This window comes from Mesorhizobium sp. P2_D1, from assembly GCF_056404455.1.
This window is the reverse complement of record NZ_JBFUDZ010000013.1, coordinates 103,059-127,755: the sequence shown is the minus strand read 5'-3', so window position 1 is coordinate 127,755 and position 24,697 is coordinate 103,059. Positions and strand designations below refer to the sequence as shown.

Sequence of the window (24,697 nt, the reverse complement as noted above, 5' to 3'; positions counted from 1 at the left end):
CATGTCGCTCGACCAGCCATCCCTGCGCGCACCCGAAAGACAGCTCCAGCCGGCTCCCGAAGACCGGCTTGCCGCGCTGGAACGGGTATGGCGACGTTTCGCCGGCACCGAAGCGCTGCTCAAGCGCGGCGGCCGCGTCGTCGAAGTGACGTCCACGCACTACAAGGTGCGCGGCCTTTCCGACTTCGCCAGGCTGGGCGACATTGTCGAACAGCGCGGCCATGCCGGCGCACGCCGTGGCGAGATCGTCAAGATCAGCCGTGACGAGGTCGTCGTGGCACCCTTCGAACGCAGCGCCGATGCCGGCATCGGGGATGCCGTGTTCCGTCGCGGTCCGCTCGCGGTGGCGCCGCACGCCTCATGGCGCGGCCGCACCATCGACGCGCTCACCAGGGCGATCGATGCCGGCCCGTCACTGGTCAGGGGTGACGACCTGCCGAGCGGTACACGGACCACGCCCGGCGCCATGGCGCGGCAGCGTGTCGGCACCGCCTTCATGACCGGCGTCAAGGTCATCGACATCTTCACGCCGCTTTGCTTCGGCCAGCGCCTCGGCATCTTCGCCGGCTCCGGCGTCGGCAAGTCGACGCTGCTTGCCATGCTTGCCGGCGCCGACGCCTTCGACACCGTCGTCGTGGCGCTGATCGGCGAACGCGGTCGCGAAGTTCGTGAATTCCTCGAGGATACGATCGGCGACAGCATGGCCAAGACCGTCGCCGTCGTCGCCACCAGCGACGAGAGCGCCATGATGCGCCGGCGTGCACCGGACACCGCCATGCGCGTCGCCGAGCATTTTCGCGACCAGGGCCACCGCGTGCTTCTGGTGCTGGATTCGATCACCCGCTTCGCCCACGCCTTGCGCGAGGTGGCGACGGGAACCGGCGAGCCGCCGGTCGCCCGCGGCTATCCGGCCTCGGTGTTCACCGAACTGCCCAAGCTGCTCGAGCGCGCCGGACCGGGCGCCGAAGGCCCCGGGGTTGAAGGCAAGGGATCGATCACCGCCATCATTTCCGTGCTGGTCGACGGCGACGACCACAACGACCCGGTCGCCGACTCCGTGCGCGGCATCCTTGACGGCCATGTCGTGCTCGACCGTGCGATCGCCGAACAGGGCCGCTATCCGCCGGTCAATCCGCTGTCGTCCATATCGCGTCTTGCCGGCAAGGCCTGGAGCGCCGAACAGCGCGTGCTGGTGACGAGGCTGAAGTCGATGATCGCCCGCTTCGAGGACACGCGCGACATCCGTTTGCTGGGCGCCTATCAGGGCGGCGTCGACGCCGAGCTCGACATTGCCGTGCGCCAGGTGCCGCTGATCTACGAGGCCCTGACGCAATCGCCCAAGGACCGTCCGTCCGCCGAACCGTTCTCCGATCTCGCCCGTCACCTCAAGGGTAAGCTGAATGCCGATGCAGGAGACTGAACGCCAGTACACCGAGCGTATCCTGCGCGAAATGATCGCGGAGGCCAACGCTGCGGAACAAGCCAGGGCTGACGAAGCCAGATTTGCCAAGGCAAAGGCTGCCCGCGCCATAGCAGCGAAAGCCGAGGCTGTTCTAGCCCGGGCCGCCAAGCCAATCCTGCCCAGGGCTGCCAAGCCAATCCCGCCGAGGGCTGCCAAAGCCGAGCCTGTTCGGTCCAAGGCTGCTGAGCTCGCCCTGCCCAGGGATCCCCAGGCAGAGGCTGGCGAGATGACCCAAGCCAGCCGCGAGTCGCTGATCGACGGCCTGTTCCCCCGCACCGAATGGCCACAGCCGCCAAAGGCACAGTTTCCCAGGCTGAAAAAACAGTCCGACCGCCGCAGCGATTTCGTCGTTGCCGCGCTCGGCCTCACACTAGGGCTGATCTGCGCCCTGTTTCCCTGGTACATCTTCTTCAACCAGGAACAGTTTGGCGTCCAGGCAATCAAGTTCGGCGGCACCGGCACCAATTCGGGACGGGCGGGCGGCGGCGTGGTCGCCGAACGCAGCGCGCCGCTGACGGTGAAGGACGTTCCGGCGGCCAATCTCGATCTGTTTGCCACGGGAACGGTGCAGGATGACGCCAATCCCGCGCCCGCGCCCGACGAGCAACCCTTCCCGGCCGACGCCGAGAAATTCCGCATGGTTCATGTCGCCAACGGTCGCGCCATGATCGAGGACGATGCCGGTCTGTGGATCGTCCAGCGGGGCTCGATATTGCCCGACTCCAGCCAGGTGTCTTCCATCGAGCAGCGCAACGGCAAATGGGTCATGGTCACCAGCACCGACCAGGTGATCGAACTCTCCAGGTAACGCCCCGTCTCGGCGTCCGGCCATCCGCAAGGTCCGCGCAAGACTGGCGGCCTAGTCTTCGGGAACCCGCCCGGAGATTCCCATGGAGCCCGTTTCCCTTTTCGATCTCGCCGCCAAGCAAGCGCAATGGCTTGCCGTGCGCCAGTCCGCTATTGCCGGCAACATCGCCAACGCCAACACGCCGGGCTACACGGCAAACGATGTCGAGCCGTTCGAAAAAGTGCTCGACCGCACCGCGGTGTCGCTGCAGGCCACGCAGGCCGGCCATCTCGGCAACGCCGCGACCAATGCCGGCTTCACCGTCAAGCCGCAGGAAGATGACGGCGTTGTGATGCCGTCCAAGAACTCGGTCGTGCTGGAAGATCAGCTGATGAAGGCCGGCGAAGTGCGCCGCTCCTTCGAGCTCAACACGGCGATCGTCAAGGCGTTCCATTCGATGATGATGATGGCGGTGAAGAGCTGACCATGGACGCGCTGATCTCAGCCCTCAAAGTCGCAGCATCCGGCCTCGGCGCCCAATCGGAGCGCTTGCGTGTGGTTTCGGAAAACCTGGCCAACGCCCAGTCGACCGGCACAACGCCAGGGTCCGATCCCTATCGCCGCAAGACCATCAGCTTCGTCTCCGAGCTCGACCGGACCTCTGGCAGCTCGACGGTCGAAGTCAACTCGATCGATCGCGATCCAAGCGACTTTCCCGTCGAGTTCCAACCCGGCAACGAGGCCGCCGACGACAAGGGTTATGTCAAGATGCCCAACGTCAACGTGCTGATCGAAATGGCCGACATGACCGAGGCCAACCGTTCCTACGAAGCCAATCTCCAGGTCGTCAAGCAGGCGCGCGACTTGATTTCCATGACCATCGACCTGATGAGGAACCAGTAATGATCAGCGGTATCGGAGCCCTTCAGTTCAAGTCCGCGGTGGGTGGCGACGACGCTGTGACAAGCCTGCTCCAGGGCGGCTCGACCCCCTCGGCCGGCGGCAATATCGGCACGTCCTTCGCCGAGGCGCTGAGCCAGGCGGCCTCCAAGACCGTCAGCACGATGCAGAATGCCGAGCAGGTATCGGTGCAGGCGCTCAAGGGCGACGCCGACACCCGTCAGGTGGTCGACGCCGTGATGAGCGCGCAGCAGGCGCTTCAGACCGCCGTCGCCATCCGCGACAAGGTGGTTTCCGCCTATCTCGAAGTCAGCCGAATGGGCATCTGAGGAATTCCGCCATGAAAGCACTCGCCATCGCCGCCACCGGCATGAATGCCCAGCAGACAAACCTGGAAGTCATCGCCAACAACATCGCCAACATCAACACCACCGGCTACAAACGCGCACGCGCCGAATTCTCCGACCTGCTGTACCAGGTCGACCGCACGCAGGGCGTGCCCAACCGCTCCAATACCTCGCTGGTGCCGGAGGGCGTCTCGATCGGCCTCGGCGTCAAGACGACGGCCGTGCGCAACGTCCACACCCAGGGCGAACTGACCAGCACCGGCAACAGTTTCGACCTGGCGCTGACCGGCAGGGGCTGGTTCCAGATCGAAGGCGCCGACGGCGGCACGCTCTACAGCCGCGCCGGCGCCCTCAACACCAACGCCACCGGACAGCTGGTGACGGTGGACGGCGCCAGTGTCATTCCGGCAATCACCGTTCCCACCGACGCCGTCGAGGTTATCGTCAACAAGACCGGCCAGGTCTTCGCCCGCATAGATGGCCAGGCTGACCTGCAGAACCTCGGCCAGATCCAGATCGCCAATTTCGCCAACGAGGCGGGGCTCGCCCCGCTCGGCGACAACCTATTCCAGGAAACCACGGCTTCCGGGCCGGCGAATGTCGGCGTGCCGGGCGATCCCGGCTTTGCCACCATCCAGCAGGGCTATCTCGAGGCCTCCAACGTCGACCCGGTCAAGGAAATCACCGAGCTGATCTCGGCGCAGCGCGCCTATGAAATGAACTCCAAGGTCATCCAGGCCGCCGACGACATGGCCTCGGTCGTTTCCAAGAACATCAGGTAGGGATGATGGCCATGCCGATCTCCTGCTCCGCATTCCGCCGCACCGCGCTTGTCGTTGCGCTGGTGGCCGGCTGCATGCCGGCTTTCGCCCAGGAATCGGCAGATCAATCGGCAGATCAATCGGCCACTCAGATCGCCAGCAACCAACCTGCCGGCGAGGTCGTATTGATTCCCAACCGGGTTATCTATCCCGGCGAGACCATCGAGCTTGGCGCGCTCAAGCGCGTGACCCTGATCGCCGGCAAGCACAAGCCGGACGCGGTCGCCACCCGGGCCGAGGAACTCGACGGCAAGGTCGCCAAGCGCACGCTTCTGCCCGGCCGCTACATTCCCTCCGCCGCCGTCCGTGAGGCCTGGCTGGTCGAACAGGGTGCGTCCGTGCAGGTCTTCTTCATCGCCGGCGGACTGACGATCTCGGCCACCGCGGTGACGTTGCAGCCGGGTTCCGCCGGCGACCTTGTCAAGGTCCGCAACGTCGACAGCGGCAAGATCCTGTCCGGCACGGTGATGGCGGATGGGACCATCCAGGTCAGCGCTTCATGATGCGCGGACTTGCTCTGATCCTGGCAGCCGTGCTCGGCCTGCAGCCGGCGCTGGCCGACGGCCTGACGCCCAAGGCCAAACGCGAGCTCGCCGCCAAGAATGGCGGCGTCTACGACGATCCCGAATACAATCCGGCCACCACCAGCCGCATGTTCCGGGTTTCGTCGGGGCCGAGTTCGCTGCCGCCGGGCCAGGTCGCCTCGCGCATCAAGGACATCGCCCAGCTGCAGAGTTCGCGCGACAACCAACTGGTCGGCTACGGCCTGGTCATCGGGCTCGCCGGGTCGGGCGACAGCCTGCGCAACTCTCCGTTCACCGAACAATCGATCCGCGCCATGCTCGAAAATCTCGGCATCGCCACCGAAGGCGGCAGCGCACGCGCCAAGAATGTCGCCGCCGTCATCGTCACCGCCAACATGCCGCCCTACGTGCAGTCCGGCGCCCGCATCGACATCGACGTCTCCTCGATGGGCGATGCCACCTCGCTCGCCGGCGGCACGCTGATCATGACGCCTTTGAAGGCGGCTGACGGCGAGATCTATGCCGTCGGCCAGGGCTCGGTCATCGTTTCCGGCTTCACCGCCAAGGGACAGGCGGAGCAGCTGACGCAAGGCGTGCCGACTTCCGGCCGTGTGCCGAACGGCGCCATCGTCGAGCGCGCGGTCCAGGCCGAGTTCGACGATCAGGCGACGCTGACCCTGCAATTGCGCAACCCCGATTTCTCGACCGCCATTCGCATCGCCGACGCCATCAACGACTACACCAGCCAGCGCTTCGGCGCGCGGGTTGCGGCCGAGCGCGATTCCCGCACCGTGCAGATCAGGAGGCCGAAGGGTGTTTCGGCGGCCCGCTTCTATGCCGAGATCGAAAACCTGGTGGTCGAATCCGACACCCCTGCCCGCGTCGTCATCGACGAGCGCACCGGCACCATCGTCATCGGCAACGACGTCAAGATCTCGCGGGTTGCCATCAGCCACGGCACGCTCACCGTGCGCATCACCGAAGCGCCGCGCATCGTCCAGCCCGAGCCTTTTTCCAGGGGCGAGACGGCCGTCGAGCCGTTCACCGCGATCGACGCCAGCCGGCCCGATGCCCGCGTCGCCGTGCTTGACGGACCCGATCTCGAAACGCTCGTTTCCGGCCTCAACCGTCTCGGCGTCAAGCCGGACGGAATCATTGCCATTCTGCAGGGCATCAAGTCGGCCGGCGCCCTGCAGGCCGACCTGGTTCTGCAATAGGCGATGCCGATGACGCGCTCCCTCTCACGCCAAGAAAGACGCCGCGCCGCCGCAATCCTGTTCGCGGCCAGTGTTGTCGCCATGTCCTTTGCCGCCGGCACGGCGCGCGGCGAAGAAACGGTTCGCCAGGTCCTGCCGGGCGCGCCGGCGGCCGAGCCACCGCAGCAATTGACACGGGAAAAGGCGCCGGATCAAAGTGAGATCGAGCGCTTCTGCTCCAACATCGCCGACGCTGCCCGCGACCGCCGCTATGCCTTGCAGGCGGAAGAGATGAAGCAGCTGCAGGCCGGCATCGACCAGCGCATGAAGGCGCTGGAGGAGAAGCGGGCCGAATACGAGACCTGGTTGAAGCGGCGCGAGGTTTTCCTGGCCCGGGCCGAAGACGGCGTCGTCCAGATCTATGCCGGCATGAAGCCCGACGCCGCCGCCGAGCGGCTGGCCATCGTCAACGCCGACCTGGCGGCGGCCATACTGATGAAGCTCGATTCACGCAAGGCGAGCGTCATCCTCAACGAAATGGACCAGAAGGCGGCGGCGACGCTCACCGGCATCATGGCCAGCGCGGCCCGAAGGGTAGATCCGTCATGATCCGCAAGATGCTCGTCGTGTGCGCGGTCGCCGGGCTGTCCGGTTGCGGAACCAATCTGAAGGAGGTCGGCAAGGAGCCGGCTTTGTCCCCGGTCGGCTCCGGCATCGACGGCGGCAACACCTCGTCCCTCTATCGCTATCCGCAAACGCCGCCCACGCCGGTCAAGAAATTCTCCTTGTGGGATGACCGCCAGAGCCGGCTGTTCACCGATCCGCGGGCGCTGTCGCAGGGCGACATCCTGACCGTCAAGATCAAGATCAACGACAGGGCCAACTTCAAGAACCAGAACGACAGGAGCCGCACCGCCAACCGCAAGCTCGGCTACGACCTCAGCGCGCAGTGGGACAACTGGAGCACGGCCGGCAAGGGCACCGGCGCTCTCACCTCCGCCACGGACACGACGGCCGACGGCGAGATCAAGCGCTCGGAAACGCTTGAACTCAATGTCGCGGCCATCGTCACCGATGTCCTGCCGAACGGCAATTTGATGATCACGGGATCGCAGGAAGTGCGCGTCAACGCCGAGCTCAGGGTGTTGACCCTCGCCGGTATCGTGCGGCCGGCCGATATCGGCGCCGAGAACACCATTCCCTACGAACGCATCGCCGAAGCGCGCATCTCCTACGGCGGGCGCGGCCGCATCACCGAGGTCCAGCAACCTGCCTACGGCCAGCAGATTCTCGACCAGGTCCTTCCGTTCTAGGATTGGGGAACACGGCACCGTGGCAAACGTCGAACAGGTCCAGCCGCGCAAGGGTCCCTCCTTTGCCATCCAGGCCGTCATGCTGCTGGTTGTGACCGCGGCCGCCATCGGCATGGGCTGGATGTCCGGCGGCTATCTCAAGGGCGTCGGGGCACCGGCGTCGGTGCCGGTCGCGCCCGAGAACGAAGGCAAGACCGCACAGCCCGCCGCGGCCGGTGAGCCAGGCGTGGGGCCGACGCTCGTCGTGCTGGCGCCGATCACCACCAACATCGCCTCGCCTGCCGATACCTGGATCAGAATGGAAGCGTCCGTCGTCTATGACGGGCCGCAGCCCCAGTCCATGACGGATGACATCCACCAGGACCTTCTGGCCCTGGTGCGCACCTTGAAGATGCATCAGATCGAGGGTGCCAGCGGTTACCAGCACCTGAAGGCCGATCTCGAGGAACGCGCCTCGATCCGCAGCCAGGGTCACGCCAAGCAGATTCTTATCAGGACATTGCTGCTCGAATGAGAAAGTTCCTTCTCGCCACGGCGATGATCGCCGCCGCCACCTCCGTCGCGGCCGCGCAGCAACTCGACCTCGGCGGCATCGGCAAGGCCGATGGCACCACCGTCGGCTACATCATCCAGATGTTCGGCTTGCTGACGGTGCTGTCGGTGGCGCCGGGCTTGCTGATCATGGTGACGAGCTTCACCCGTTTCGTCATCGCCTTCTCGATCCTGCGCGCCGGTATCGGCCTGCAGTCGACGCCCGCCAACCTCATTCTCATTTCACTGTCGCTGTTCATGACCTTCTATGTCATGGCGCCGACCTTCGATCAGGCCTGGAACACCGGCGTCAAGCCGCTGATGGACAACCAGATCACCCAGATCGTAGCCTTCGACAAGATTTCGGATCCATTCCGCACCTTCATGCTGCGCAATGTGCGCGACAAGGATTTCGACCTCTTCGCCGATCTCGCCCGTGAGCGCGGCCAGACCGTTTCGCGCGACACCGTCGACCTGCGCATCCTGGTGCCAGCCTTCATGATCTCGGAAATCCGGCGCGGCTTCGAGATCGGCTTCCTGATCGTCCTACCATTCCTGGTCATCGACCTGATCGTCGCCACCATCACGATGGCGATGGGCATGATGATGCTGCCGCCGACGGTGGTGTCGCTGCCGTTCAAGATCCTGTTCTTCGTCCTGATCGACGGCTGGAATCTGCTTGTCGGCAGCCTGGTGCGCTCCTTCAACTGAGCGCTGGCAACTGATCCCTGGCGGCTGGTCGCCATCGCGCGTCTCCAGCGCAGAATTCAAGCAATATATTTTCGATTAACCGTCCGGTTTAGCCCTTTGGTAGGGACTTGCCCGCATATTCGCTCGCAGATGGCGGGTGATCGATTTCGAAGATCATTGGCATGATGCCGCACCGTCATACCGGGAGACCCGGTATGTCAAAAAAACACCTGTAAAATCAAGGTACGAGTAGCATGTCCAGCATCATGACGAACTCCGCCGCGTTGACGGCTCTGCAGAGCCTTAACGCCACCAGCAAATCCCTCCAGGACACCCAGGCCCGCATCTCGACCGGTTACCGCGTTTCGCAGGCCTCGGACAACGCCGCCTATTGGTCGATCGCCACCACGATGCGCTCCGACAACCAGGCAATGTCCACCGTTTCGGACGCACTCGGCCTCGGCGCTTCGAAGGTCGACACCGCCTACACCGGCATGAACAGTGCGATCTCCACCATCAACCAGATCAAGGCCAAGCTGCTGGCATCCTACGGCCAGACGGACGCCTCGAAGGAAAAGACCCAGGTCGAAATCGCCGCCCTTCAGGACCAGATGAAGTCCTTTGCCACCGGCGCCACCTTCTCAGGCACCAACATGCTGTCCGTAGACAGCGGCGCAACAGCCACGACGGCAGCCGATGTGAAGATCCTTTCGGCCTTCAACCGTGACGCCGCCGGTGCGTCTTCGATCTCGACGATCGACGTCAAGGTGGAAAACATCAAGCTCTATGAAGCTGGTACCACCGCGACACTCAACAAGGGCATCCTGGACTCGCAGCGCACGGGTTCCACCGGTGTGGCCACCCTCACGGCCGTTGCCGTGACCCTGGGCGCCGCCGCAACGGCCACCGACACCTACTCAGCCGCCAGCCTGAAGATCTTCGACACCGCAACGGGCAAAGCCGCGGGCGACGATCAGATCAAGCAGATGATGACCGTCATCGACTCCGCGCTCGCCGACATGACCAACGCCGCCACCACGCTCGGCGCCGCCAAGAGCAGTATCGACCTGCAGAAGACCTTCACCTCCGACCTGRTGGACTCCATCGATCGCGGTGTCGGCCAGCTCGTCGATGCCGACATGAACAAGGAATCGACCCGTCTGCAGGCCCTGCAGGTCCAGCAGCAGCTCGGCGTCCAGGCGCTGTCGATCGCCAACGGTTCGTCGCAGTCGATCCTGTCGCTCTTCCGCGGCTAATCGCCTACGCCTGATCACAGTTCGCACTAAATATCGGGCCGCGCCAAAAGCGCGGCCCGATTTGCGTTTGCTCGACTTGCCTTTGCAAGCCTCGCACAATGCTCGTTCCTTAACTCTCAAACGCCAGCTTTTAACAGGCTGTTAACCATGCCGCGCTAGTTATGGTTAACCATTAGCTTACGACCGTTGGCGAATCGGTCCGACCGGCACGATGCCACCCGTTGAACAGGCCTGTCCGGCATGTCTGAGCATGTCGGTTTTTGAGAAGGAGCGACTTTCTTGGCGAGCATCATGACAAACGCTGCGGCGTTAACCGCACTTCAAAGCCTCAGCGCCACCAACAAGTCACTCGAACAGACGCAGGCTCGCATCTCGACGGGCTACCGGGTCTCGCAGGCCTCGGACAACGCCGCCTACTGGTCGATCGCCACCACGATGCGCTCGGACAACTCGGCCCTGTCGACGGTGCAGGATGCACTCGGCCTCGGCGCCTCGAAAGTCGACACCGCCTACACCGGCATGAACAATGTGCTGACCACGATCGGCCAGATCAAGACCAAGCTGCTTTCGACCGTCGGCCAGACGGATGCCGCCAAGGCAAAAACCCAGACCGAGATCAATGCGCTTCAGGCGCAGATGAAGTCCTTTGCCGATGCGGCGACCTTCTCCGGCTCGAATTTCCTTGCGGTGACCTCCAAGCAGACTGCCGCCCCCAATGACGGCGTCCAGGCCGACTCCCAGATCGTGTCCTCGTTCAATCGCTCCTCGTCGGGCGCCGTCTCGATCGGAACGATCGACATCGATGTCGAGGGCACCAAGCTTTTCGACTACGGCCTTGCCACCGAGGTCAAGAATCGCGGCACCCTCGATCGCCAGACTTCGATTTATGCCACGGGGGCCGCCCAGACCCTGTATGACAACGCCTATGCGACCGCGCTCGCTGGCGGAGCAACGGACATCGCGGCAAACACTGCTGGCCAGGCAGCGGCGGGAGCGGTCGTCCCCAAGGTCGACAACATCTCCGCCTACAACCTCGACATCACCGCGGCCGGCGTAACCGACGACATCATCACCCAGATGGTGACCAGGATCGACAAGGTTATGGCGCAGTTGACCGATTCCGCAACCATCCTCGGTTCGGCCAAGAGCAGCATCGACCTGCAGAAGACCTTCACCCAGAGCCTGATGGACTCCATCGACCGTGGCGTCGGCCAGCTCGTCGATGCCGACATGAACAAGGAATCGACCCGGCTCCAGGCGCTGCAGGTTCAGCAGCAACTCGGCATCCAGTCGCTGTCGATCGCCAACAGCGCTTCGCAGAGCATCCTGTCGCTGTTCAAGAACTAGTCGCGGGCGCCACCGGCACCGTCCTTTTCGCACTCCGATTAACGGGCCGCGCCGCAAGCGCGGCCCGATTTCATTTTCGCACAAGCTTCGAAGACTACTGTTCCGGCGGACAGTCATGCTGGGAGTCGTCGAACCGTGCCGGAACAGATCCAGAGCATCATCTCGAATCTTCGCGGCTTTGGCGTCAAGCGCCTTGCCATGCTGGCTGGCATCGCCGTTCTGGTGATGGGCGTCATCGGCATCGCCTCGGTCTATCTCAACCGTCCCGCCTACGACACGCTCTATGTCGGGCTCGACCGCGCCGACGTGAACCAGATCGGCCTCGTGCTGGGCGAAGCCGGCATCGGCTTCGATGTCGGCGCCGACGGAACCTCGGTGCTGGTGCCGGCCGGCACAACCGCGCAGGCGCGCATGCTGCTTGCCGAAAAGGGCCTGCCGACCAGCGCCAATGCCGGCTACGAACTGTTCGACAATGTCGGCTCGCTCGGCCTCACCTCCTTCATGCAGCAGATCACCCGCGTGCGCGCGCTGGAAGGCGAGATCGCCCGCACCATCCAGTCGATCTCAGGCATCAAGGCGGCGCGTGTCCACATCGTCATGTCCGAACGCGCCAATTTCCGCCGCGACGAACAGCAGCCTTCGGCATCGGTGGTCATCCGCTACGCCGGCATCGACGCCGAGAAGAGCGCCATGTCGATCCGCCATCTCGTCGCCGCCGCTGTCCCTGGCCTGTCGGCCGACAAGGTGACGGTGCTCGATTCCAGCGGCAATCTGCTGGCCGCGGGCGATGATCCTTCCAACACCAGCGCCGCCCGCACGCTCGGTGTCGAGCAGACCGTCGAGGCGCAGATCGGCGACAACATCCGCCGTGCGCTGACGGCCTATCTCGGCCCCGACAACTTCCGCGCCAGCGTCAAGGCCGAGGTCAACACCGACACCCGCCAGACGGAAGAAACCATTTTCGATCCGAACTCACGCGTCGAGCGCTCGGTGCAGTCGGTGCGCGCCAACGAAAACAACAACCAGAAGCAGGCCTCGACCCCAGCCAGCGTCGAGCAGAACCTGCCCGAGACCCAGGCAACCGCCACCGACGGTCCGCAATCCTCCTCGCAGAACGACCGCAAGGAAGAGATCACCAACTACGAGATCAACTCGAAGAAGATCGCCACCGTCTCCAACGGATACACCGTCACCAAGATGTCGATCGCCGTCGTCGTCAACCAGCAACGCCTGGTGACCATCCTCGGCAAGGACGCCACGCCGGAGCAGATTGCCAAGCGCGTCGCCGAAATCCAGAAGATGGTGACCTCGGCCACGGGCTTCGACGACAAGCGCGGCGACGTCATCGACGTCTCTGCGGTCGAGTTCATCGACGGGCTGGACGGCGAGGCGATCCCGCAGGCTGGGATGCTCGATTCCATCGGCCAGCATGCCGGCACGCTGATCAACGCGGGCGCCTTCATCGTCGTGGTGTTCCTGGTCGCCTTCTTCGGCCTGAGGCCGATGGCGGCGGCGCTGACGGCAAAGGCGACGCCGGCCCTGGCAGGCCCCAGCTACGAAGACGTCCAGCGCTCGCTGCCGACACCCGAAGCAAGCGCAAACGCCGAAAGCGCTGGCGTCGGCGCCTTGCCCGGTGCGCGCCCCGGTCCGACACCGCTCGACGATCTTCGCCAGAAGATCAGGCCGGCGCCGCAGGAGCGGCTTGCCCGAATGGTCGACCTCAACGAGGAGCGCACCGCGCAGATCCTGCGCAAATGGGCCGCTCAGGAAGTCGCGGCTTAAACCATGCCCTCCGTAGCCCTTTTCGACCTTCTGCCTGATTTCGGTACCCGCACGCAAAGTTCCGGCCAGCCCCGGGCCGCGGCCGATCCCGAACACAAGCCCGACGCGCCGGCGCCGCAAGCCGATATCGGCACGCTGATCGCGGAAGCGGTTGCCCAGGCCGAGGCGGCACTCGATGCACGCCTGTCGATTGCCCATGAAGCCGCGCTCGAAGCCGAACGCCAGGCCAATGCCGAGGAAGCAAGGGTATTTCTCGAAAGCCTCGGCGACGATGTCGGCAAGGCTGTCTCGTTGCGCATCGATGCCATGGAGGCGCGCGTGACCGGGCTGGTCGCCGCCACCGTCGCCCGCATGATCGGCGGCATCGTCAGCGACGATCTGCAGAAACGCTCGATCGAGGCGCTTGCCGGCGCGATACGCGAAGCGGTCGGCGATGCCGAAGCCGTGCGCATCGCCGTGCACGGCCCACTCTCGCTGTTCGAAACGCTGAAGGCATCGCTCGGGCCCCGCGCCGCCAATCTCGACTTCACCGAGACGCCAGGCTTCGATCTCACGGTCGCCATCGACGAGGCGGTGTTCGAGACGCGCATGGCCGAATGGTCGACGACCCTTTCCGAGGTCCTGGCATGAGCGTCGCTGATGCCGGACACCAGGAGATCATCATCGTTCGTCGAGGTCACGACGACCATGACGATGCCCACCATGGCGGCGTCTGGAAGATCGCCTTCGCCGACTTCATGACGGCGATGATGTGCTTCTTCCTGGTCATGTGGCTGATCAATGCCGCCAACGAGCAGACCAAGGCAGCCGTCGCCAGCTATTTCAACCCGGTCAAGCTGGTCGACCGCAATTCGAGCCGCAAGGGTCTGGAGGATCTCGGCGACGGTCCGCGCGCGATGGGGACGACGGCCGACAACCCACAGAAGGCGACCAACAAGGCCGGCCAGGACGGCGATGGCTCCGCGGACCGCAAACAGGAGAAGCAGGAACTGCCGCAGGCGGAACACTCCGACGAGCATCTGTTCGCGGACCCCTACGCGGTGCTTTCGGAAATCGCCACCGATACCGGCGTCATGCAGAATGTCAGCCAGAAGGGCGATGGCGGCGCGCAGGCTGCCGGCCCGGCGACCGGCGCTTCCGGCGGCGCCTCCTATCGCGATCCGTTCGAGCCTGATTTCTGGTCGCAGCAGGTGGCGGCGCCCGGCGCCGAAGCCAGTGCCCAGCGAGCCAAAATCGAGGGCGATGCTGCCAAGCCCGGTGACAAGGTTGCCGAAACGCAAGTGCCCAAGGTCAAGGCCGTGCCACCCGTCGCGGCCGCACCTGTCGAACCGCCGGCAAAGGACACGACCGGCAAGCAAGCCGCGAGCCCCGACGCGGCAACGACGAAGGCCGGCGACACCAAACCAACAGACACGAAGCCAAGCGACGCGAAGCCGGGCGAGAACAAACCAGACGACACCAAAGCCACGGACGCAGCCAGGGCCGAGGCCAAGGCGCAAGAGGAAGCCAAGCCCGACACCGGAGAGAAGGCGCCGACCGCCGCCGTCGTCAAGGCTGCCGCCGACGTCAAGCGGCAGTTGGCCGATGCCTTCAAGCCGGGCGACAAGCTGCATGACGGCGTCTCGGTGGAAGCCACCGACAAGGGCGTCGTCATCTCGATCACCGACCAGCTCGACTTCGGCATGTTCGAGGTCGGCTCGGCGCTGCCGCGCCGCGAACTGGTGCTTGCGATGGAAAAGATCGGCCGCATCGTCAACAGCCAGAAGGGCACCATCAGCATCAACGGCCACACCGACGCACGGCCATTCCGCAGCGACAGCTACGACAATTGGCGGCTGTCGACGGCGCGCGCGCATTCCGCCTACTACATGCTTGTGCGCGGTGGAGTCGATGAACGCCGCATCACCGAAGTCGCCGGTTTCGCCGACCGCCAGCCCAAGGACCCGGCGAATCCATTGGCGGCTGTGAACCGCCGCATCGAAATCCTGATGGCAGCCGGCGGATGAGGCGGGCGGCCGTCACCTGCCGGTTGATTGGCCTGTTGCTGCTGGCCGGCGGATATCCGTCAGCCGGCTTCGCCCAGGACGCGTTGCAGCCGTATCAGCTGGTGCGCTCGTTGCAGCTCATCCAGGACCGCATCGCCGCTGGCGATCATGCCGCCCTGCCGATGCAGGCCAAGCTGCTCGAGATGGTGGATGCGCGGCTGCGCGCGGCGGATGCCGAGGATTTCAAGGATCCCAAGAACTTTCGCGCCCTGCTTGTCTACGGCATGAGCGGCGGCAATCCGGTGACTGTCGAGGCCGCCACGTCGCGCGCCACGACGGACCCGCAAAGCCTTGCCGTGGCCAAAGGGGTTATCGACTATCTCAATGGCCGGCCCGGCGAGGCGATCGAAGCGTTGAAGCCGATCGATCCGATGACGCTGCCTCCCGACCTAGGCGCTTTCCTTGCCCTGGTAAAAGGCTCGCTGCTTGCCGGCGACCAGCCGGCTGCGGCGCTCGGTTTGCTCGACGAGGCAAGATTGCTCAGCCCCGGCACGCTGGTCGAGGAAGCAGCACTGCGCCGTTCGGTCGGCATTGCGGGTGCGCAGGGTGACGCGGCACGCTTCGCACGCGCGTCGACCCAGTATGTCGAGCGCTACCTCTATTCGCCTTATGCCAGCCAGTTCGCCGACTCCTTCGTCTCCGGCGTCATCGCGCTGCATATGTCGATCAGCCAGGACAAGCTGGCCGACATCACCTCGATGATGGATCCCGAGCGCGAGAAGGTGATCTATCTGCGCATCGCCCGCCGTGCCGCAATCGACGGTCTGAACGACCTGTCGGCCTTCGCTTCGGCGCGAGCCGAGCAGGGTCGCGACGGCAACACCAACCAAGACGATCCGCGCGCCCTGCTTTACGCCAGTCTTTCCACCGTCACCTCGGGCACCATCGAAGACGTGCGCGCCAAGCTCGGCAAGATCGACCGCAGCAAGTTGTCGGAAGGCGACCGCGCCTTGCTCGACGCCGCCCAGGCCATTGCCGGCGAAGTCGTCGCCCCGCCCGCCCCCCTCCCCGAGGAAAAGCCAGTTCCTGTCGCGACCGAGCGGCCGCCAGCGCCTGAAACCGTCGCGGCGCAAGGCGCCGACGCCAGCGGGCTGCCACCCGTCGAAGGCGCCATCACCGAGCAACCCGCCGTCACTGCCGCCTCCGGCGGACCAGCCGCCAGTGTTCCGGAAACGCCGGCGGCTGCGGTTGCACCTGCCGATGCGGCGACCGTCGTGCAGGCGTCAGCGCCATCGCCCGCGGCCAGTCCCGAGCCCACCGACCCGACCGATGCCGCCATGACCAGAACACGTCGACAGCTCGACCTGATCGACCAGATGCTTGGAGCCGCCCCCAAATGACCACCAGCCTCGGCTCAGCCTTGCCAGGATTTGCCACCGCGCGCGCAACGCCGGAGCAACCGGCGGCGAACGGCAAGAAGGACAACGCAGGCTTTGGCAAAATCCTGCATGGCGAGGCCAGTCCGGGCCGCCCGGAACGGCATCCGACGACCGAGGCGGGATCGCGCGAGCAGCGCTGGGGCAAGCTCGCCGCCAACCTTGCCGGGCATGGCGGCAAGGCCGAGCCGACACCGGCCGATCCCGGAAAGATCCTCTCGGCCAAGTTGCCGGCCGTGAAGAGCGGCGAGGACGATTTGGAAGCCAAGGACGATTTGGAAGCGAAGTCGGACAAGGACGATGCCGACTCCGAAGAGACGGCGCCTGACGCGGATGCCGTGCCGCTTCAGGACCATCTGCCGCTGCTGATCGCGTTCCATGACCTGCGCCATTTCTCGACATCGACCAAGGCAAGCGGGCGCGACACGGTTAACGGCGAGAGCCCACCGGACCCGGCGCTCAACGCGCAGGCTCCGCTCCCAAAAACCTATCGGTCGAAGTCCACGGCCGGAAACGAAATCGTCGAAACCAAGTCGAAGCCGGAGCAGGTGTCGATCGTCGACGGGCCTTTGACAGAGCTTGACGGCCAGCCGCCGAGCGCTGCCGGCGTTGCCTCCAGCGCGCCGAAACGCGACACCGTCGTAGCGGCCCAGAAGCTGCCGGACGCCACAACCGCCGATGTGCCCGGCGTGCAATCGAAACACGCCGCGCCGGCGATGAAAAGCATCGAGGATGTCCAGTCCTCGTTACGGCCCGAAGCCGGAAAACAATCCCTGTCCGCCACACGCATCGACGTCGTGTCGCAACAGAGCTTCCCGGCGCCACCGCAAAGTCCCATCAGCCAGGCAGCCCTCAATGTGGTCAACGCCATAGCCGCTGATGGCGGCCCGCAAAAGGCCCTTCCAGCCTCATCCGCGGCCACCCAGCTGGGCAGCCCTGTTGCCGTTCCGACACATGTGTTGAAGATCGAACTTCACCCCGCCGAACTCGGCATGGTGACGGCCAACCTTCGCCTCTCGGGAGAACAACTTTCGATTGAATTGAAGCCCGCAACACACGACGCTTATCGTCGTTTGTCCGCCGACAGCGAGGCCATCGCCAAATCGCTGCGCGGGCTCGGCTTCGAGGTTGACAAGGTTACGATCCTACAACCTTCGGTAGCGGCTCCTGCTGCAACCCGCACCGATGCGACCGCCCCTTTGCCGAGCGCGTCGGGCCGCGATCCATCATCCTTCCAACCTGGAAACCCGGGCAGCGGCAATGGTGGAGCGGGTGGTCAGCACCCGGGTCAGCAATCCTCAGGAAACCGCAATGATGACGCGCAGGACTACAGCCGCGGCACTTCACCTTCTCGCGAGCGCGCTGGCGGCGATATGTTTATCTAGCGCGGCAGGCGCTGCCGCTGCCGCCACCAACCCTTGCGAGCCGGAGATCCTGCGTGCCGCCGACCGCTATGGCGTGCCGGCCGGCATCCTCTATGCCGTCGGCCTGACGGAGACCGGAAACAAGGGCAGCCTTCAGCCCAACGCTTTGAATATAGAAGGAAAAGCGGTCTTTCCGAGAAGCCGTACCGAGGCCCTTGCCGCCTTCGCCAATGCCCGGCGCGAAGGCAAAACGCTCATCGATCTGGGCTGCATGCAGATCAACCATCACTACCACGCGTCGCATTTCCGCAGCGTCGAGGACATGCTCGATCCGCGTCAGAACGTCGACTATGCGGCGCGCTTCCTGGCCAGCCTCCATGCCCGTCACGAGACCTGGTCGATGGCCGTCGCCCGCTATCATGCCGGTCCCGACAACGATCCGGCGCAGAAGATCTATGTCTGCCGCGTCATTGCCAACATGGTCGCCACCGGCTTTGGAAAATGGACCGCGAACGCCCGCGGCTTCTGCAACCCGTAGGCGTAGCTTCGGCATCCAATACGCCCTTCGCGCCGTCCTGCATTGTCGTTTTGACTTGGCCAGAACTTGCCGCCGAAAGCATATCTGGTTGCAGGCTAATGCAACCGGCGCGATTCCAGACTCCCAAGAAACTAGCTACAAGAAATGACGGTTGTTCAGGATTCTCGCCAGCGGATACGCCTTTTCTCACGGGGCAAATGATTTGATTCGGAGGCGGGCCGATGATTGTAATCGTTGACGAGCGCGAGCTCGTAACAGAGGGATACAATTCACTTTTCGACCGTGAGGGTGTCGCCTGCGCAGGCTTCGCGCCGGGCGAGTTCGGGGAGTGGGTAAGCTCAGCGGCGGACACCGACCTGAGGTCGGTCCGAGCCTTCCTGATCGGCGACTGCCGCGAAGGCTCGATCTCTCCCCGTCAGATCCGCGACCGCACCGGCGCACCGGTCATCGCCTTGAGCGAACAGCACTCGCTGGAAAACACGCTGCGGTTGTTCGAGAGCGGCGTCGACGACGTCATTCGCAAGCCCGTGCACATCCGCGAGATCCTCGCCCGCATCACCGCCATCCGCCGCCGCGCCCAGGAAGATGTCGCCTACACCGAGATCGGCGCCATGCGCATCTTCATGGATGGCCGCGACCCCGAGATCGACGGCCAGCCTTTGCCCTTGCCGCGCCGCGAGCGCCGCATCCTCGAATATCTGGCCAGCAATCGCGGCCGCCGCGTCACCAAGACCCAGGTTTTCAACGCCATCTACGGCATCTTCGACGAAGAGGTCGAGGAGAACGTGGTGGAAAGCCACATCAGCAAATTGCGCAAGAAGCTGCGCGAGAAGCTGGGCACCGACCCGATCGATTCCAAACGCTTCCTTGGCTACCGGCTCGTCTTCTGATGCAGCCCCGCGCCAGCCTCGCGCAAGACAGGATGCGTAGCCTCGTAGCCAGTGGCATCCGCATTGGAGCCAGCGGCATCCACATYGGGGAGACGTTTCGATGAGCCTCTACGGAATGATGCGAACCGGCGTTTCCGGCATGAATGCACAGGCAAACCGGCTGTCCACCACGGCCGACAACATCGCCAATTCCGACACCACCGGCTACAAGCGATCCTCTGCTGAATTTTCGTCGCTGGTCATGCCGAGCACCGGCGGCGCCTACAATTCCGGCGGCGTCACCACGACGATCCGGCAGGCGGTCAGCGATCCGGGCGTGCTTCAATACACGACCTCGGTCTCCGACCTCGCCGTCAACGGCGACGGTTTCTTCGTCGTTCAAGATCCAAGCGGAACACCTTTCCTGACCCGAGCTGGCGCCTTCGTACCGGATGCCGAGGGCAGACTGGTCAACGCGGCCGGCTTCCAGCTGATGGCCTACAGCTACGCCAACGGCGTGCCGGCGGCGACAGTGAACGGCTTCGAGGGACTGACCCCGGTGCTCATCTCCGACCAGGGGATGACGGCAACGCCGAGCACCCAGGGTACCTACAGCGGCAACCTGCCGGCAGGCGCGACGCCGGTCGCCGCCGGCAATCTGCCCACCACCAACGCCGCGGGCGCGCAGTACACGTCGAAATCCTCGATGGTCGCCTACGACAATCTCGGCAACAAGAAGCTGCTCGACGTCTATTTCACCAACACCGGCGCCGGCACCTGGCAGGTGGCGGTCTTCGATCAGTCGAAGGCCACCGCCGGGACGTCGTTCCCTTACACCGGCGGCGCATTGGGCTCGGCCAACCTGACCTTCGACACCACCACCGGCAAGCTCACCGGCGCCGTCAACAGCGTCGGCCTGACGGTGCCCGGTGGCGCCGCCTTTTCGCTGGACCTGTCGGCATTGACCCAGCTCGGCGCCGGATTCACCGTTTCYGATGCCCAGGTGAACGGCAACGCACCGAGCACCATCGACAAGATCCAGATCAGCAAGGACGGCACCATCTCGGCGCAGTACAAGGACGGCTCCACCAAGGCGCTCTACAAGATCCCGCTGGCTGACGTGCAGAGCCCGGACCAGCTCAACGCGCTGCCCGGCAACGTCTACGCACAGGGCACTGAATCCGGCGCGGTCCGTATCGGCTTTGCCAATGAGGGCAAGGCCGGCTCCATCATCTCCGGCGCACTCGAGAATTCCAACGTCGATATCGCCGAAGAACTGACCAACATGATCGCGGCACAGCGCAGCTACACCGCCAATTCGAAAGTCTTCCAGACCGGTTCCGATCTGATGGACGTCCTTGTCAACCTGAAGAGATAAAACGGGCACCGCCCGTGAAAGACCCGCATGTCGTTGTCCACTGCACTGAGCATCGCCCAATCGGCGCTTATGAACACCGCGCGGCAGACCAGCGTCGTCTCGCGCAATGTCGCCGACGCCGACAATCCGGACTATTCGCGCCGCCAGGCCGTCGTCACAAGCACGGCGCCGGGCGCGCGTTCGGTTGATATCCGGCGCGCCGCCAACGACCTGCTGTTCCGCCAGAACCTCAGCGCGCTGTCGGCCTGGAGCGGCCAGAACGCGCTCTACAGCGGCATGGATCAGCTGGGGGTATCGGTCAATGGCGTCGACAATGCGTCCTCGCCCTCGACCGCGATCGGCAATCTGCAGCAGGCGCTGCAGCTCTACGCCACCTCGCCGTCCAACCAGAACCTCGGCGCCAGCGTCGTCGACGCCGCCAGGCAGGTTGTGCGATCCCTGAACGAGGGCTCCACGGCGATCCAGGATTTCCGCACCCAGACCGACGGCCAGATCGCCACCGCGGTCGACGACCTCAACTCGCTGCTCAGCCAGTTCCAGGATGCCAACACCGCGGTCATTTCCGGAACCCGTTCCGGCACCGATGTCTCCGATGCGCTCGACCAGCGCGACGCGCTTTTGAAGAAGATCTCGGACTATATCCCGGTCTCGACCTTCACGCGCGGCGACAATGACATGGTCGTCACCACTGGCGACGGCACGACCCTGTTCGAAACCATTCCGCGTACAGTCAGCTTCGCGCCGTCGGCCGGCTACACCGCCGGTGCCGCCGGCAACGCGGTCTATATCGACAATGTGCCGATCTCGGCGGGAGCCGGCGGCAACACCAGCGCCAGCGGCAAGCTCGCCGGCCTGCTGCAATTGCGCGACAGTGTCGCCTCAACCATGCAGAGCCAGCTCGACGAAACCGCGCGCGGCCTGATCACGGCTTTTGCCGAAACCGCGCCTGCGCTGCCCAATGCCGCCGGCCTGTTCACCTGGTCCGGTGCGCCGGCGGTGCCGGCAGCGGGCACGCTGGTCAACGGCCTTGCCGGATCGATCAGCGTCAATGCGGCGATGGACCCAAGCGCCGGGGGCAATCCGACGCTGCTGCGCGATGGCGGTGCCAATGGTGCCGCCTATGTCGCCAACACCGGCGGCGGCGCCTCCTATGCCGACCTTCTGGTCGCCTATGGCGACCGGCTCGACAAGCCGATGGCCTTCGACCCGGCCGCCGGGGTTTCGGCAACGTCAAGCGTTTCCGACTACGCGGCCAATTCGATCGGCTGGTTCGAGGGCGTGCGCCAGCAGGCATCGACCGCCTCCGACGCCAAGGAAGCGTTGGCATCGCGTAGCGCCGAGGCGCTGTCCAACGCGACCGGCGTCAATGTCGACCAGGAAATGTCCCTGCTGCTCGATCTCGAACACACCTATCAGGCATCGGCCCGGATGATGAAAACCGTCGACGACATGATGACGGCCTTGCTCAACGCGGTGGGATAATCCATGACTTCAGTCTCGTCAGCCGCCATATCGAACGCCATGCGCTCCCAGCAGATGCGCATGCAGGCGGAGCTTGTCAAAGCCACCAAAGAGTCCTCGACCGGCAGGGTCGCCGATGTCGGCCTGGCTCTCGGAGCGCGCACCGCGCAGTCCGTCACCTTCTCGCGCGATCTCGACCGCCTCAACGTCATCATCGACTCCAACGGCCTGGTCGGCTCCCGCTTGTCTTCGACGCAGACCTCGCTTAGCCAGCTCTCGACCGCGGCGCAGTCCTTTCTGTCCGCCCTGACCACCGCGTCATCGAGCGATTCTTCCAACAGTCTCACCCAAGCCTCGGGCAAGGCGACCATCCAGCAGTTGACCTCGATCCTCAACACCAGCGTCAACGGCGAGTACCTGTTTGCCGGCACCAACACCGACGTCAAGCCGATCAACGACTTCACCGCCGCCGGCTCGCCCGCCAAGGCGGCCTTCGATGCCGCCTTCGTCGCCAATTTCGGCTTCACCCAGGATGACCCGGCGGCGGCCAATATCACCGCCACCCAGATGGACGACTTCATCACCAACGACGTCGTGCCGCAATTCATGGGCCCGGGCTGGCAAGGCAACTGGTCGAACGCCACCGACCAGCAGATCGTCAGCCGCATCGCCCTCAACGAAACCACGCCAACCTCGACCAGCGCCAACAGCGCTGGCATTCAGAAGCTCGCCATGGCGGCGGCCATGGTCTCCAGCCTGATGTCCAGCAACATCAGCCAGGCCGCGAAAAACAAGGTTGTCAGCCGCTCCACCGCACTGGTCGGCGAAGCGCTGAGCGGCATTGGCCAGATTCAGTCCGAGACCGGCATCGTCCAGAAGCGGGTTTCCGATGCGAACGACCGCATGAAAACGCAGGTCGACCTTTTCGAACGGCACATTCTCGATCTGGAAGGCGTCGATCCGGCCGAGGCCGCGACCCGGGTTGCCGATCTGACGCAGCACATCGAAACGTCCTTTGCATTGACCGCGCGCCTGCAGCAGCTCAGCCTGTTGAATTACCTGACCTGATAACGCTTAACGGAACGGTAGAGCCCCACCGATGTACCAATTCTCCTACGCCGATATCCAGAGCACCTCCGTCGCCGACGCCAAGGACCGCGAGCGGGAGCTCCTGACCCGTTCGATCGACATGCTGTCGGCGGCGGCCGCCGCCGGCCTCGGCTCGATGGAAGCGGTCGAGGCGCTCCATTTCACCAACCGCGTCTGGACCGCCTTCGTCGAAGATCTCGGCTCCAGCGACAACGCCCTGCCCAAGGAACTGCGCGCCAACCTCATCTCCATCGGCCTGTGGCTGCTGCGCGAGGCAGAGGACATTCGCCAGGGCCGCACCAACAATTTCGAAGGGCTGATCGAGGTGTCCCAGATCATCAGGGACGGCATTCAATGACCAACACGTTGAAGATATCGCTGAAGCCGAACGAGAAGATCTACATCAACGGCGCCGTCATTCGCGTCGACCGCAAGGTCACCGTCGAATTGATGAACGACGTGCAGTTCCTGCTCGAAAGCCATGTGATCCAGGCCGAAGACGCCTCGACGCCGCTCAAGCAGCTGTATTTCATCCTGCAGGTCATGCTGATGAATCCGGCCGGCGCGGCCGAGGCGCGCGACATGTTCCGGCGTTCGCTGCCGCTGCTGCTGGCAAGCTTCGAGGACGCCCAGATCTGCGCTGGACTGAAACAGATCGACCGCATGGTCGGCGAGGATCATATCTACGAGGCGCTGAAGGCCATCCGCGCGCTCTATCCGCTCGAACGCCGCGCGCTTGGCGACAACGACTATGTTCCGGGTGCCGCGCGCCCGTTGGCTGTGGGAGCACGATACTGATGAACGTGGACATGACGACGACGATACCGACTGGCGCCAACCAGGCCAGCCAGCAGACCTCGAAGACAGCGGTCGACTACCAGTCGTTCCTGAAGCTTCTGATCGCCGAGATGAAGAACCAGGATCCGACCAAGCCGATGGATTCAACGCAGTATGTCGCCCAGCTCGCCACCTTCTCGCAGGTCGAACAATCGGTGCAGACCAACACCAAGCTCGACCAGATCATGTCGTCGTCGGCGCTGTCGCAGGCCGATGCGCTGATCGGGCGCTCGATAACCTCCGCCGACGGCAAGACGACGGGCACGGTGGCGTCGGTGCGCCTCGCCAGCAGCGGCCTCATCGCCGTGCTGCAGAACGGCACCGAGGTCGCGGTCGGCCCGGGCGTCTCGATCAAGGCAGCGAGCTGACGCTTCCGGCAGGGCCAGTCCCATGAACGAGGCCGACGCTCTCGACATCGTCCAGTACGCGGTGTGGACGGTGCTTACCGCGTCTGCCCCGGTGGTGCTGGTCGCCATGGCGGTCGGCATCGGCATCGCCCTCATCCAGGCGCTGACGCAGGTCCAGGAGATCACCTTGACCTTCGTGCCCAAGATCGTCGCCATCATGCTGGTGGTGGCGCTGACCGGCCCCTTCATCGGCAGCCAGATATCGGCCTTCACCAACGTCATCTTCGAGCGCATCCAGAACGGATTCTGAGCAAGTCGACGAAAGCCGCGCCGGTCCGTGCCGAACCATCGGGATCCGCGACCGCTGCGGATGGAGACGTGGACCGCCTCTATCCCATTGTTGGACCATGACCTTTTTCGAAAGGTGTTCGCCCTTT

Annotated in this window: 28 protein-coding genes; all 28 read left to right on the top strand. The window is 64.4% G+C overall.

What is annotated here, in order from left to right; translation table 11 throughout:
• Window position 1: 1 nt before the first annotated feature.
• A complete protein-coding gene (gene fliI, locus AC1D0I_RS12625; protein ID WP_477395420.1) occupies window positions 2–1,420 on the top strand; it encodes a flagellar protein export ATPase FliI in 1,419 nt (472 codons plus the stop codon).
• A complete protein-coding gene (locus tag AC1D0I_RS12620) occupies window positions 1,401–2,270 on the top strand; it encodes a hypothetical protein (protein ID WP_477395418.1) in 870 nt (289 codons plus the stop codon). Before fliI ends, AC1D0I_RS12620 begins: the two co-directional genes overlap by 20 nt.
• A gap of 82 nt (window positions 2,271–2,352) precedes the next feature.
• Window positions 2,353–2,733: a flagellar basal body rod protein FlgB gene (gene flgB / locus AC1D0I_RS12615; RefSeq protein ID WP_095084506.1), complete on the top strand. Its 381-nt coding sequence runs from the start codon at window positions 2,353–2,355 to the stop codon at window positions 2,731–2,733.
• Between the two features lie 2 nt (window positions 2,734–2,735).
• The gene (gene flgC, locus AC1D0I_RS12610; RefSeq protein ID WP_095084507.1) at window positions 2,736–3,152 is read left to right on the top strand and encodes a flagellar basal body rod protein FlgC; all 417 of its coding nucleotides are present in this window, start codon (window positions 2,736–2,738) and stop codon (window positions 3,150–3,152) included.
• Complete coding sequence (gene fliE / locus AC1D0I_RS12605; RefSeq protein ID WP_477395417.1) at window positions 3,152–3,478, top strand: flagellar hook-basal body complex protein FliE; 327 nt, start codon at window positions 3,152–3,154, stop codon at window positions 3,476–3,478. The genes flgC and fliE overlap by 1 nt, the downstream gene beginning before the upstream one ends.
• Window positions 3,479–3,489: 11 nt before the next feature.
• On the top strand, window positions 3,490–4,278 hold the full coding sequence (gene flgG, locus AC1D0I_RS12600) for a flagellar basal-body rod protein FlgG (RefSeq protein ID WP_095084509.1): 789 nt from the start codon (window positions 3,490–3,492) through the stop codon (window positions 4,276–4,278).
• Between the two features lie 5 nt (window positions 4,279–4,283).
• The gene (gene flgA, locus AC1D0I_RS12595) at window positions 4,284–4,820 is read left to right on the top strand and encodes a flagellar basal body P-ring formation chaperone FlgA (protein WP_477395415.1); all 537 of its coding nucleotides are present in this window, start codon (window positions 4,284–4,286) and stop codon (window positions 4,818–4,820) included.
• Window positions 4,817–6,058, top strand: a complete 1,242-nt coding sequence (locus AC1D0I_RS12590) for a flagellar basal body P-ring protein FlgI (protein WP_095084511.1) — start codon at window positions 4,817–4,819, stop codon at window positions 6,056–6,058. Before flgA ends, AC1D0I_RS12590 begins: the two co-directional genes overlap by 4 nt.
• Window positions 6,059–6,061: 3 nt before the next feature.
• A complete protein-coding gene (locus AC1D0I_RS12585) occupies window positions 6,062–6,646 on the top strand; it encodes a MotE family protein (RefSeq protein WP_477395413.1) in 585 nt (194 codons plus the stop codon).
• Window positions 6,643–7,350, top strand: coding sequence for a flagellar basal body L-ring protein FlgH (flgH, locus tag AC1D0I_RS12580; RefSeq protein ID WP_477395412.1), 708 nt, complete (start codon window positions 6,643–6,645; stop codon window positions 7,348–7,350). The genes AC1D0I_RS12585 and flgH overlap by 4 nt, the downstream gene beginning before the upstream one ends.
• Before the next feature lie 19 nt (window positions 7,351–7,369).
• Window positions 7,370–7,864: a flagellar basal body-associated FliL family protein gene (locus AC1D0I_RS12575; RefSeq protein WP_477395410.1), complete on the top strand. Its 495-nt coding sequence runs from the start codon at window positions 7,370–7,372 to the stop codon at window positions 7,862–7,864.
• Window positions 7,861–8,592, top strand: a complete 732-nt coding sequence (gene fliP / locus AC1D0I_RS12570) for a flagellar type III secretion system pore protein FliP (protein ID WP_477395408.1) — start codon at window positions 7,861–7,863, stop codon at window positions 8,590–8,592. The genes AC1D0I_RS12575 and fliP overlap by 4 nt, the downstream gene beginning before the upstream one ends.
• 233 nt (window positions 8,593–8,825) lie before the next feature.
• Complete coding sequence (locus AC1D0I_RS12565; protein ID WP_477395406.1) at window positions 8,826–9,827, top strand: flagellin N-terminal helical domain-containing protein; 1,002 nt, start codon at window positions 8,826–8,828, stop codon at window positions 9,825–9,827.
• A gap of 279 nt (window positions 9,828–10,106) precedes the next feature.
• The gene (locus tag AC1D0I_RS12560; protein ID WP_095084516.1) at window positions 10,107–11,174 is read left to right on the top strand and encodes a flagellin N-terminal helical domain-containing protein; all 1,068 of its coding nucleotides are present in this window, start codon (window positions 10,107–10,109) and stop codon (window positions 11,172–11,174) included.
• Between the two features lie 135 nt (window positions 11,175–11,309).
• Window positions 11,310–12,956: a flagellar basal-body MS-ring/collar protein FliF gene (gene fliF, locus AC1D0I_RS12555; RefSeq protein ID WP_477395404.1), complete on the top strand. Its 1,647-nt coding sequence runs from the start codon at window positions 11,310–11,312 to the stop codon at window positions 12,954–12,956.
• A 3-nt stretch (window positions 12,957–12,959) separates the two neighbouring features.
• Complete coding sequence (locus AC1D0I_RS12550) at window positions 12,960–13,586, top strand: hypothetical protein (RefSeq protein WP_477395402.1); 627 nt, start codon at window positions 12,960–12,962, stop codon at window positions 13,584–13,586.
• On the top strand, window positions 13,583–14,962 hold the full coding sequence (locus AC1D0I_RS12545) for a MotB family protein (RefSeq protein ID WP_477395400.1): 1,380 nt from the start codon (window positions 13,583–13,585) through the stop codon (window positions 14,960–14,962). The genes AC1D0I_RS12550 and AC1D0I_RS12545 overlap by 4 nt, the downstream gene beginning before the upstream one ends.
• Window positions 14,959–16,341, top strand: a complete 1,383-nt coding sequence (locus AC1D0I_RS12540) for a chemotaxis protein MotC (RefSeq protein ID WP_477395398.1) — start codon at window positions 14,959–14,961, stop codon at window positions 16,339–16,341. Before AC1D0I_RS12545 ends, AC1D0I_RS12540 begins: the two co-directional genes overlap by 4 nt.
• Entirely contained in the window at window positions 16,338–17,762 is a 1,425-nt protein-coding gene (fliK, locus tag AC1D0I_RS12535; protein ID WP_477395396.1) for a flagellar hook-length control protein FliK, read from the top strand. Before AC1D0I_RS12540 ends, fliK begins: the two co-directional genes overlap by 4 nt.
• On the top strand, window positions 17,692–18,279 hold the full coding sequence (locus AC1D0I_RS12530; RefSeq protein WP_457150823.1) for a transglycosylase SLT domain-containing protein: 588 nt from the start codon (window positions 17,692–17,694) through the stop codon (window positions 18,277–18,279). The genes fliK and AC1D0I_RS12530 overlap by 71 nt, the downstream gene beginning before the upstream one ends.
• Before the next feature lie 221 nt (window positions 18,280–18,500).
• The gene (locus AC1D0I_RS12525) at window positions 18,501–19,169 is read left to right on the top strand and encodes a response regulator transcription factor (RefSeq protein WP_111547800.1); all 669 of its coding nucleotides are present in this window, start codon (window positions 18,501–18,503) and stop codon (window positions 19,167–19,169) included.
• 100 nt (window positions 19,170–19,269) lie between these two features.
• On the top strand, window positions 19,270–20,526 hold the full coding sequence (locus AC1D0I_RS12520) for a flagellar hook protein FlgE (RefSeq protein WP_477395394.1): 1,257 nt from the start codon (window positions 19,270–19,272) through the stop codon (window positions 20,524–20,526).
• Window positions 20,527–20,553: 27 nt separating this feature from the next.
• The gene (flgK, locus tag AC1D0I_RS12515) at window positions 20,554–22,008 is read left to right on the top strand and encodes a flagellar hook-associated protein FlgK (protein ID WP_477395392.1); all 1,455 of its coding nucleotides are present in this window, start codon (window positions 20,554–20,556) and stop codon (window positions 22,006–22,008) included.
• Between the two features lie 3 nt (window positions 22,009–22,011).
• Window positions 22,012–23,055 (top strand): flagellar hook-associated family protein, encoded by a 1,044-nt coding sequence (locus AC1D0I_RS12510; protein ID WP_477285971.1) that lies wholly within the window; start codon window positions 22,012–22,014, stop codon window positions 23,053–23,055.
• A gap of 31 nt (window positions 23,056–23,086) precedes the next feature.
• On the top strand, window positions 23,087–23,434 hold the full coding sequence (flaF, locus tag AC1D0I_RS12505) for a flagellar biosynthesis regulator FlaF (protein WP_477228045.1): 348 nt from the start codon (window positions 23,087–23,089) through the stop codon (window positions 23,432–23,434).
• On the top strand, window positions 23,431–23,874 hold the full coding sequence (flbT, locus tag AC1D0I_RS12500; protein WP_457150816.1) for a flagellar biosynthesis repressor FlbT: 444 nt from the start codon (window positions 23,431–23,433) through the stop codon (window positions 23,872–23,874). The genes flaF and flbT overlap by 4 nt, the downstream gene beginning before the upstream one ends.
• A complete protein-coding gene (gene flgD, locus AC1D0I_RS12495) occupies window positions 23,874–24,281 on the top strand; it encodes a flagellar hook assembly protein FlgD (protein ID WP_095084528.1) in 408 nt (135 codons plus the stop codon). Before flbT ends, flgD begins: the two co-directional genes overlap by 1 nt.
• Window positions 24,282–24,303: 22 nt before the next feature.
• The gene (gene fliQ / locus AC1D0I_RS12490; protein WP_095084529.1) at window positions 24,304–24,570 is read left to right on the top strand and encodes a flagellar biosynthesis protein FliQ; all 267 of its coding nucleotides are present in this window, start codon (window positions 24,304–24,306) and stop codon (window positions 24,568–24,570) included.
• Window positions 24,571–24,697 lie beyond the last annotated feature (127 nt).

What these genes read in the sequence shown, in the direction of transcription:
- fliI (WP_477395420.1), top strand. Translation starts at nt 2, where the DNA reads ATGTCGCTCGACCAGCCATCCCTGCGCGCACCCGAAAGACAGCTCCAG.
- AC1D0I_RS12530 (WP_457150823.1), top strand. Translation starts at nt 17,692, where the DNA reads ATGACGCGCAGGACTACAGCCGCGGCACTTCACCTTCTCGCGAGCGCG.
- AC1D0I_RS12540 (WP_477395398.1), top strand. Translation starts at nt 14,959, where the DNA reads ATGAGGCGGGCGGCCGTCACCTGCCGGTTGATTGGCCTGTTGCTGCTG.
- fliQ (WP_095084529.1), top strand. Translation starts at nt 24,304, where the DNA reads ATGAACGAGGCCGACGCTCTCGACATCGTCCAGTACGCGGTGTGGACG.
- AC1D0I_RS12525 (WP_111547800.1), top strand. Translation starts at nt 18,501, where the DNA reads ATGATTGTAATCGTTGACGAGCGCGAGCTCGTAACAGAGGGATACAAT.
- flgB (WP_095084506.1), top strand. Translation starts at nt 2,353, where the DNA reads ATGGAGCCCGTTTCCCTTTTCGATCTCGCCGCCAAGCAAGCGCAATGG.
- AC1D0I_RS12590 (WP_095084511.1), top strand. Translation starts at nt 4,817, where the DNA reads ATGATGCGCGGACTTGCTCTGATCCTGGCAGCCGTGCTCGGCCTGCAG.
- AC1D0I_RS12510 (WP_477285971.1), top strand. Translation starts at nt 22,012, where the DNA reads ATGACTTCAGTCTCGTCAGCCGCCATATCGAACGCCATGCGCTCCCAG.
- flgK (WP_477395392.1), top strand. Translation starts at nt 20,554, where the DNA reads ATGTCGTTGTCCACTGCACTGAGCATCGCCCAATCGGCGCTTATGAAC.
- AC1D0I_RS12545 (WP_477395400.1), top strand. Translation starts at nt 13,583, where the DNA reads ATGAGCGTCGCTGATGCCGGACACCAGGAGATCATCATCGTTCGTCGA.
- flgG (WP_095084509.1), top strand. Translation starts at nt 3,490, where the DNA reads ATGAAAGCACTCGCCATCGCCGCCACCGGCATGAATGCCCAGCAGACA.
- fliP (WP_477395408.1), top strand. Translation starts at nt 7,861, where the DNA reads ATGAGAAAGTTCCTTCTCGCCACGGCGATGATCGCCGCCGCCACCTCC.
- flgH (WP_477395412.1), top strand. Translation starts at nt 6,643, where the DNA reads ATGATCCGCAAGATGCTCGTCGTGTGCGCGGTCGCCGGGCTGTCCGGT.
- AC1D0I_RS12620 (WP_477395418.1), top strand. Translation starts at nt 1,401, where the DNA reads ATGCCGATGCAGGAGACTGAACGCCAGTACACCGAGCGTATCCTGCGC.
- flgA (WP_477395415.1), top strand. Translation starts at nt 4,284, where the DNA reads ATGGCCATGCCGATCTCCTGCTCCGCATTCCGCCGCACCGCGCTTGTC.
- flaF (WP_477228045.1), top strand. Translation starts at nt 23,087, where the DNA reads ATGTACCAATTCTCCTACGCCGATATCCAGAGCACCTCCGTCGCCGAC.
- AC1D0I_RS12550 (WP_477395402.1), top strand. Translation starts at nt 12,960, where the DNA reads ATGCCCTCCGTAGCCCTTTTCGACCTTCTGCCTGATTTCGGTACCCGC.
- fliE (WP_477395417.1), top strand. Translation starts at nt 3,152, where the DNA reads ATGATCAGCGGTATCGGAGCCCTTCAGTTCAAGTCCGCGGTGGGTGGC.
- flgC (WP_095084507.1), top strand. Translation starts at nt 2,736, where the DNA reads ATGGACGCGCTGATCTCAGCCCTCAAAGTCGCAGCATCCGGCCTCGGC.
- flbT (WP_457150816.1), top strand. Translation starts at nt 23,431, where the DNA reads ATGACCAACACGTTGAAGATATCGCTGAAGCCGAACGAGAAGATCTAC.
- AC1D0I_RS12585 (WP_477395413.1), top strand. Translation starts at nt 6,062, where the DNA reads ATGCCGATGACGCGCTCCCTCTCACGCCAAGAAAGACGCCGCGCCGCC.
- fliK (WP_477395396.1), top strand. Translation starts at nt 16,338, where the DNA reads ATGACCACCAGCCTCGGCTCAGCCTTGCCAGGATTTGCCACCGCGCGC.
- flgD (WP_095084528.1), top strand. Translation starts at nt 23,874, where the DNA reads ATGAACGTGGACATGACGACGACGATACCGACTGGCGCCAACCAGGCC.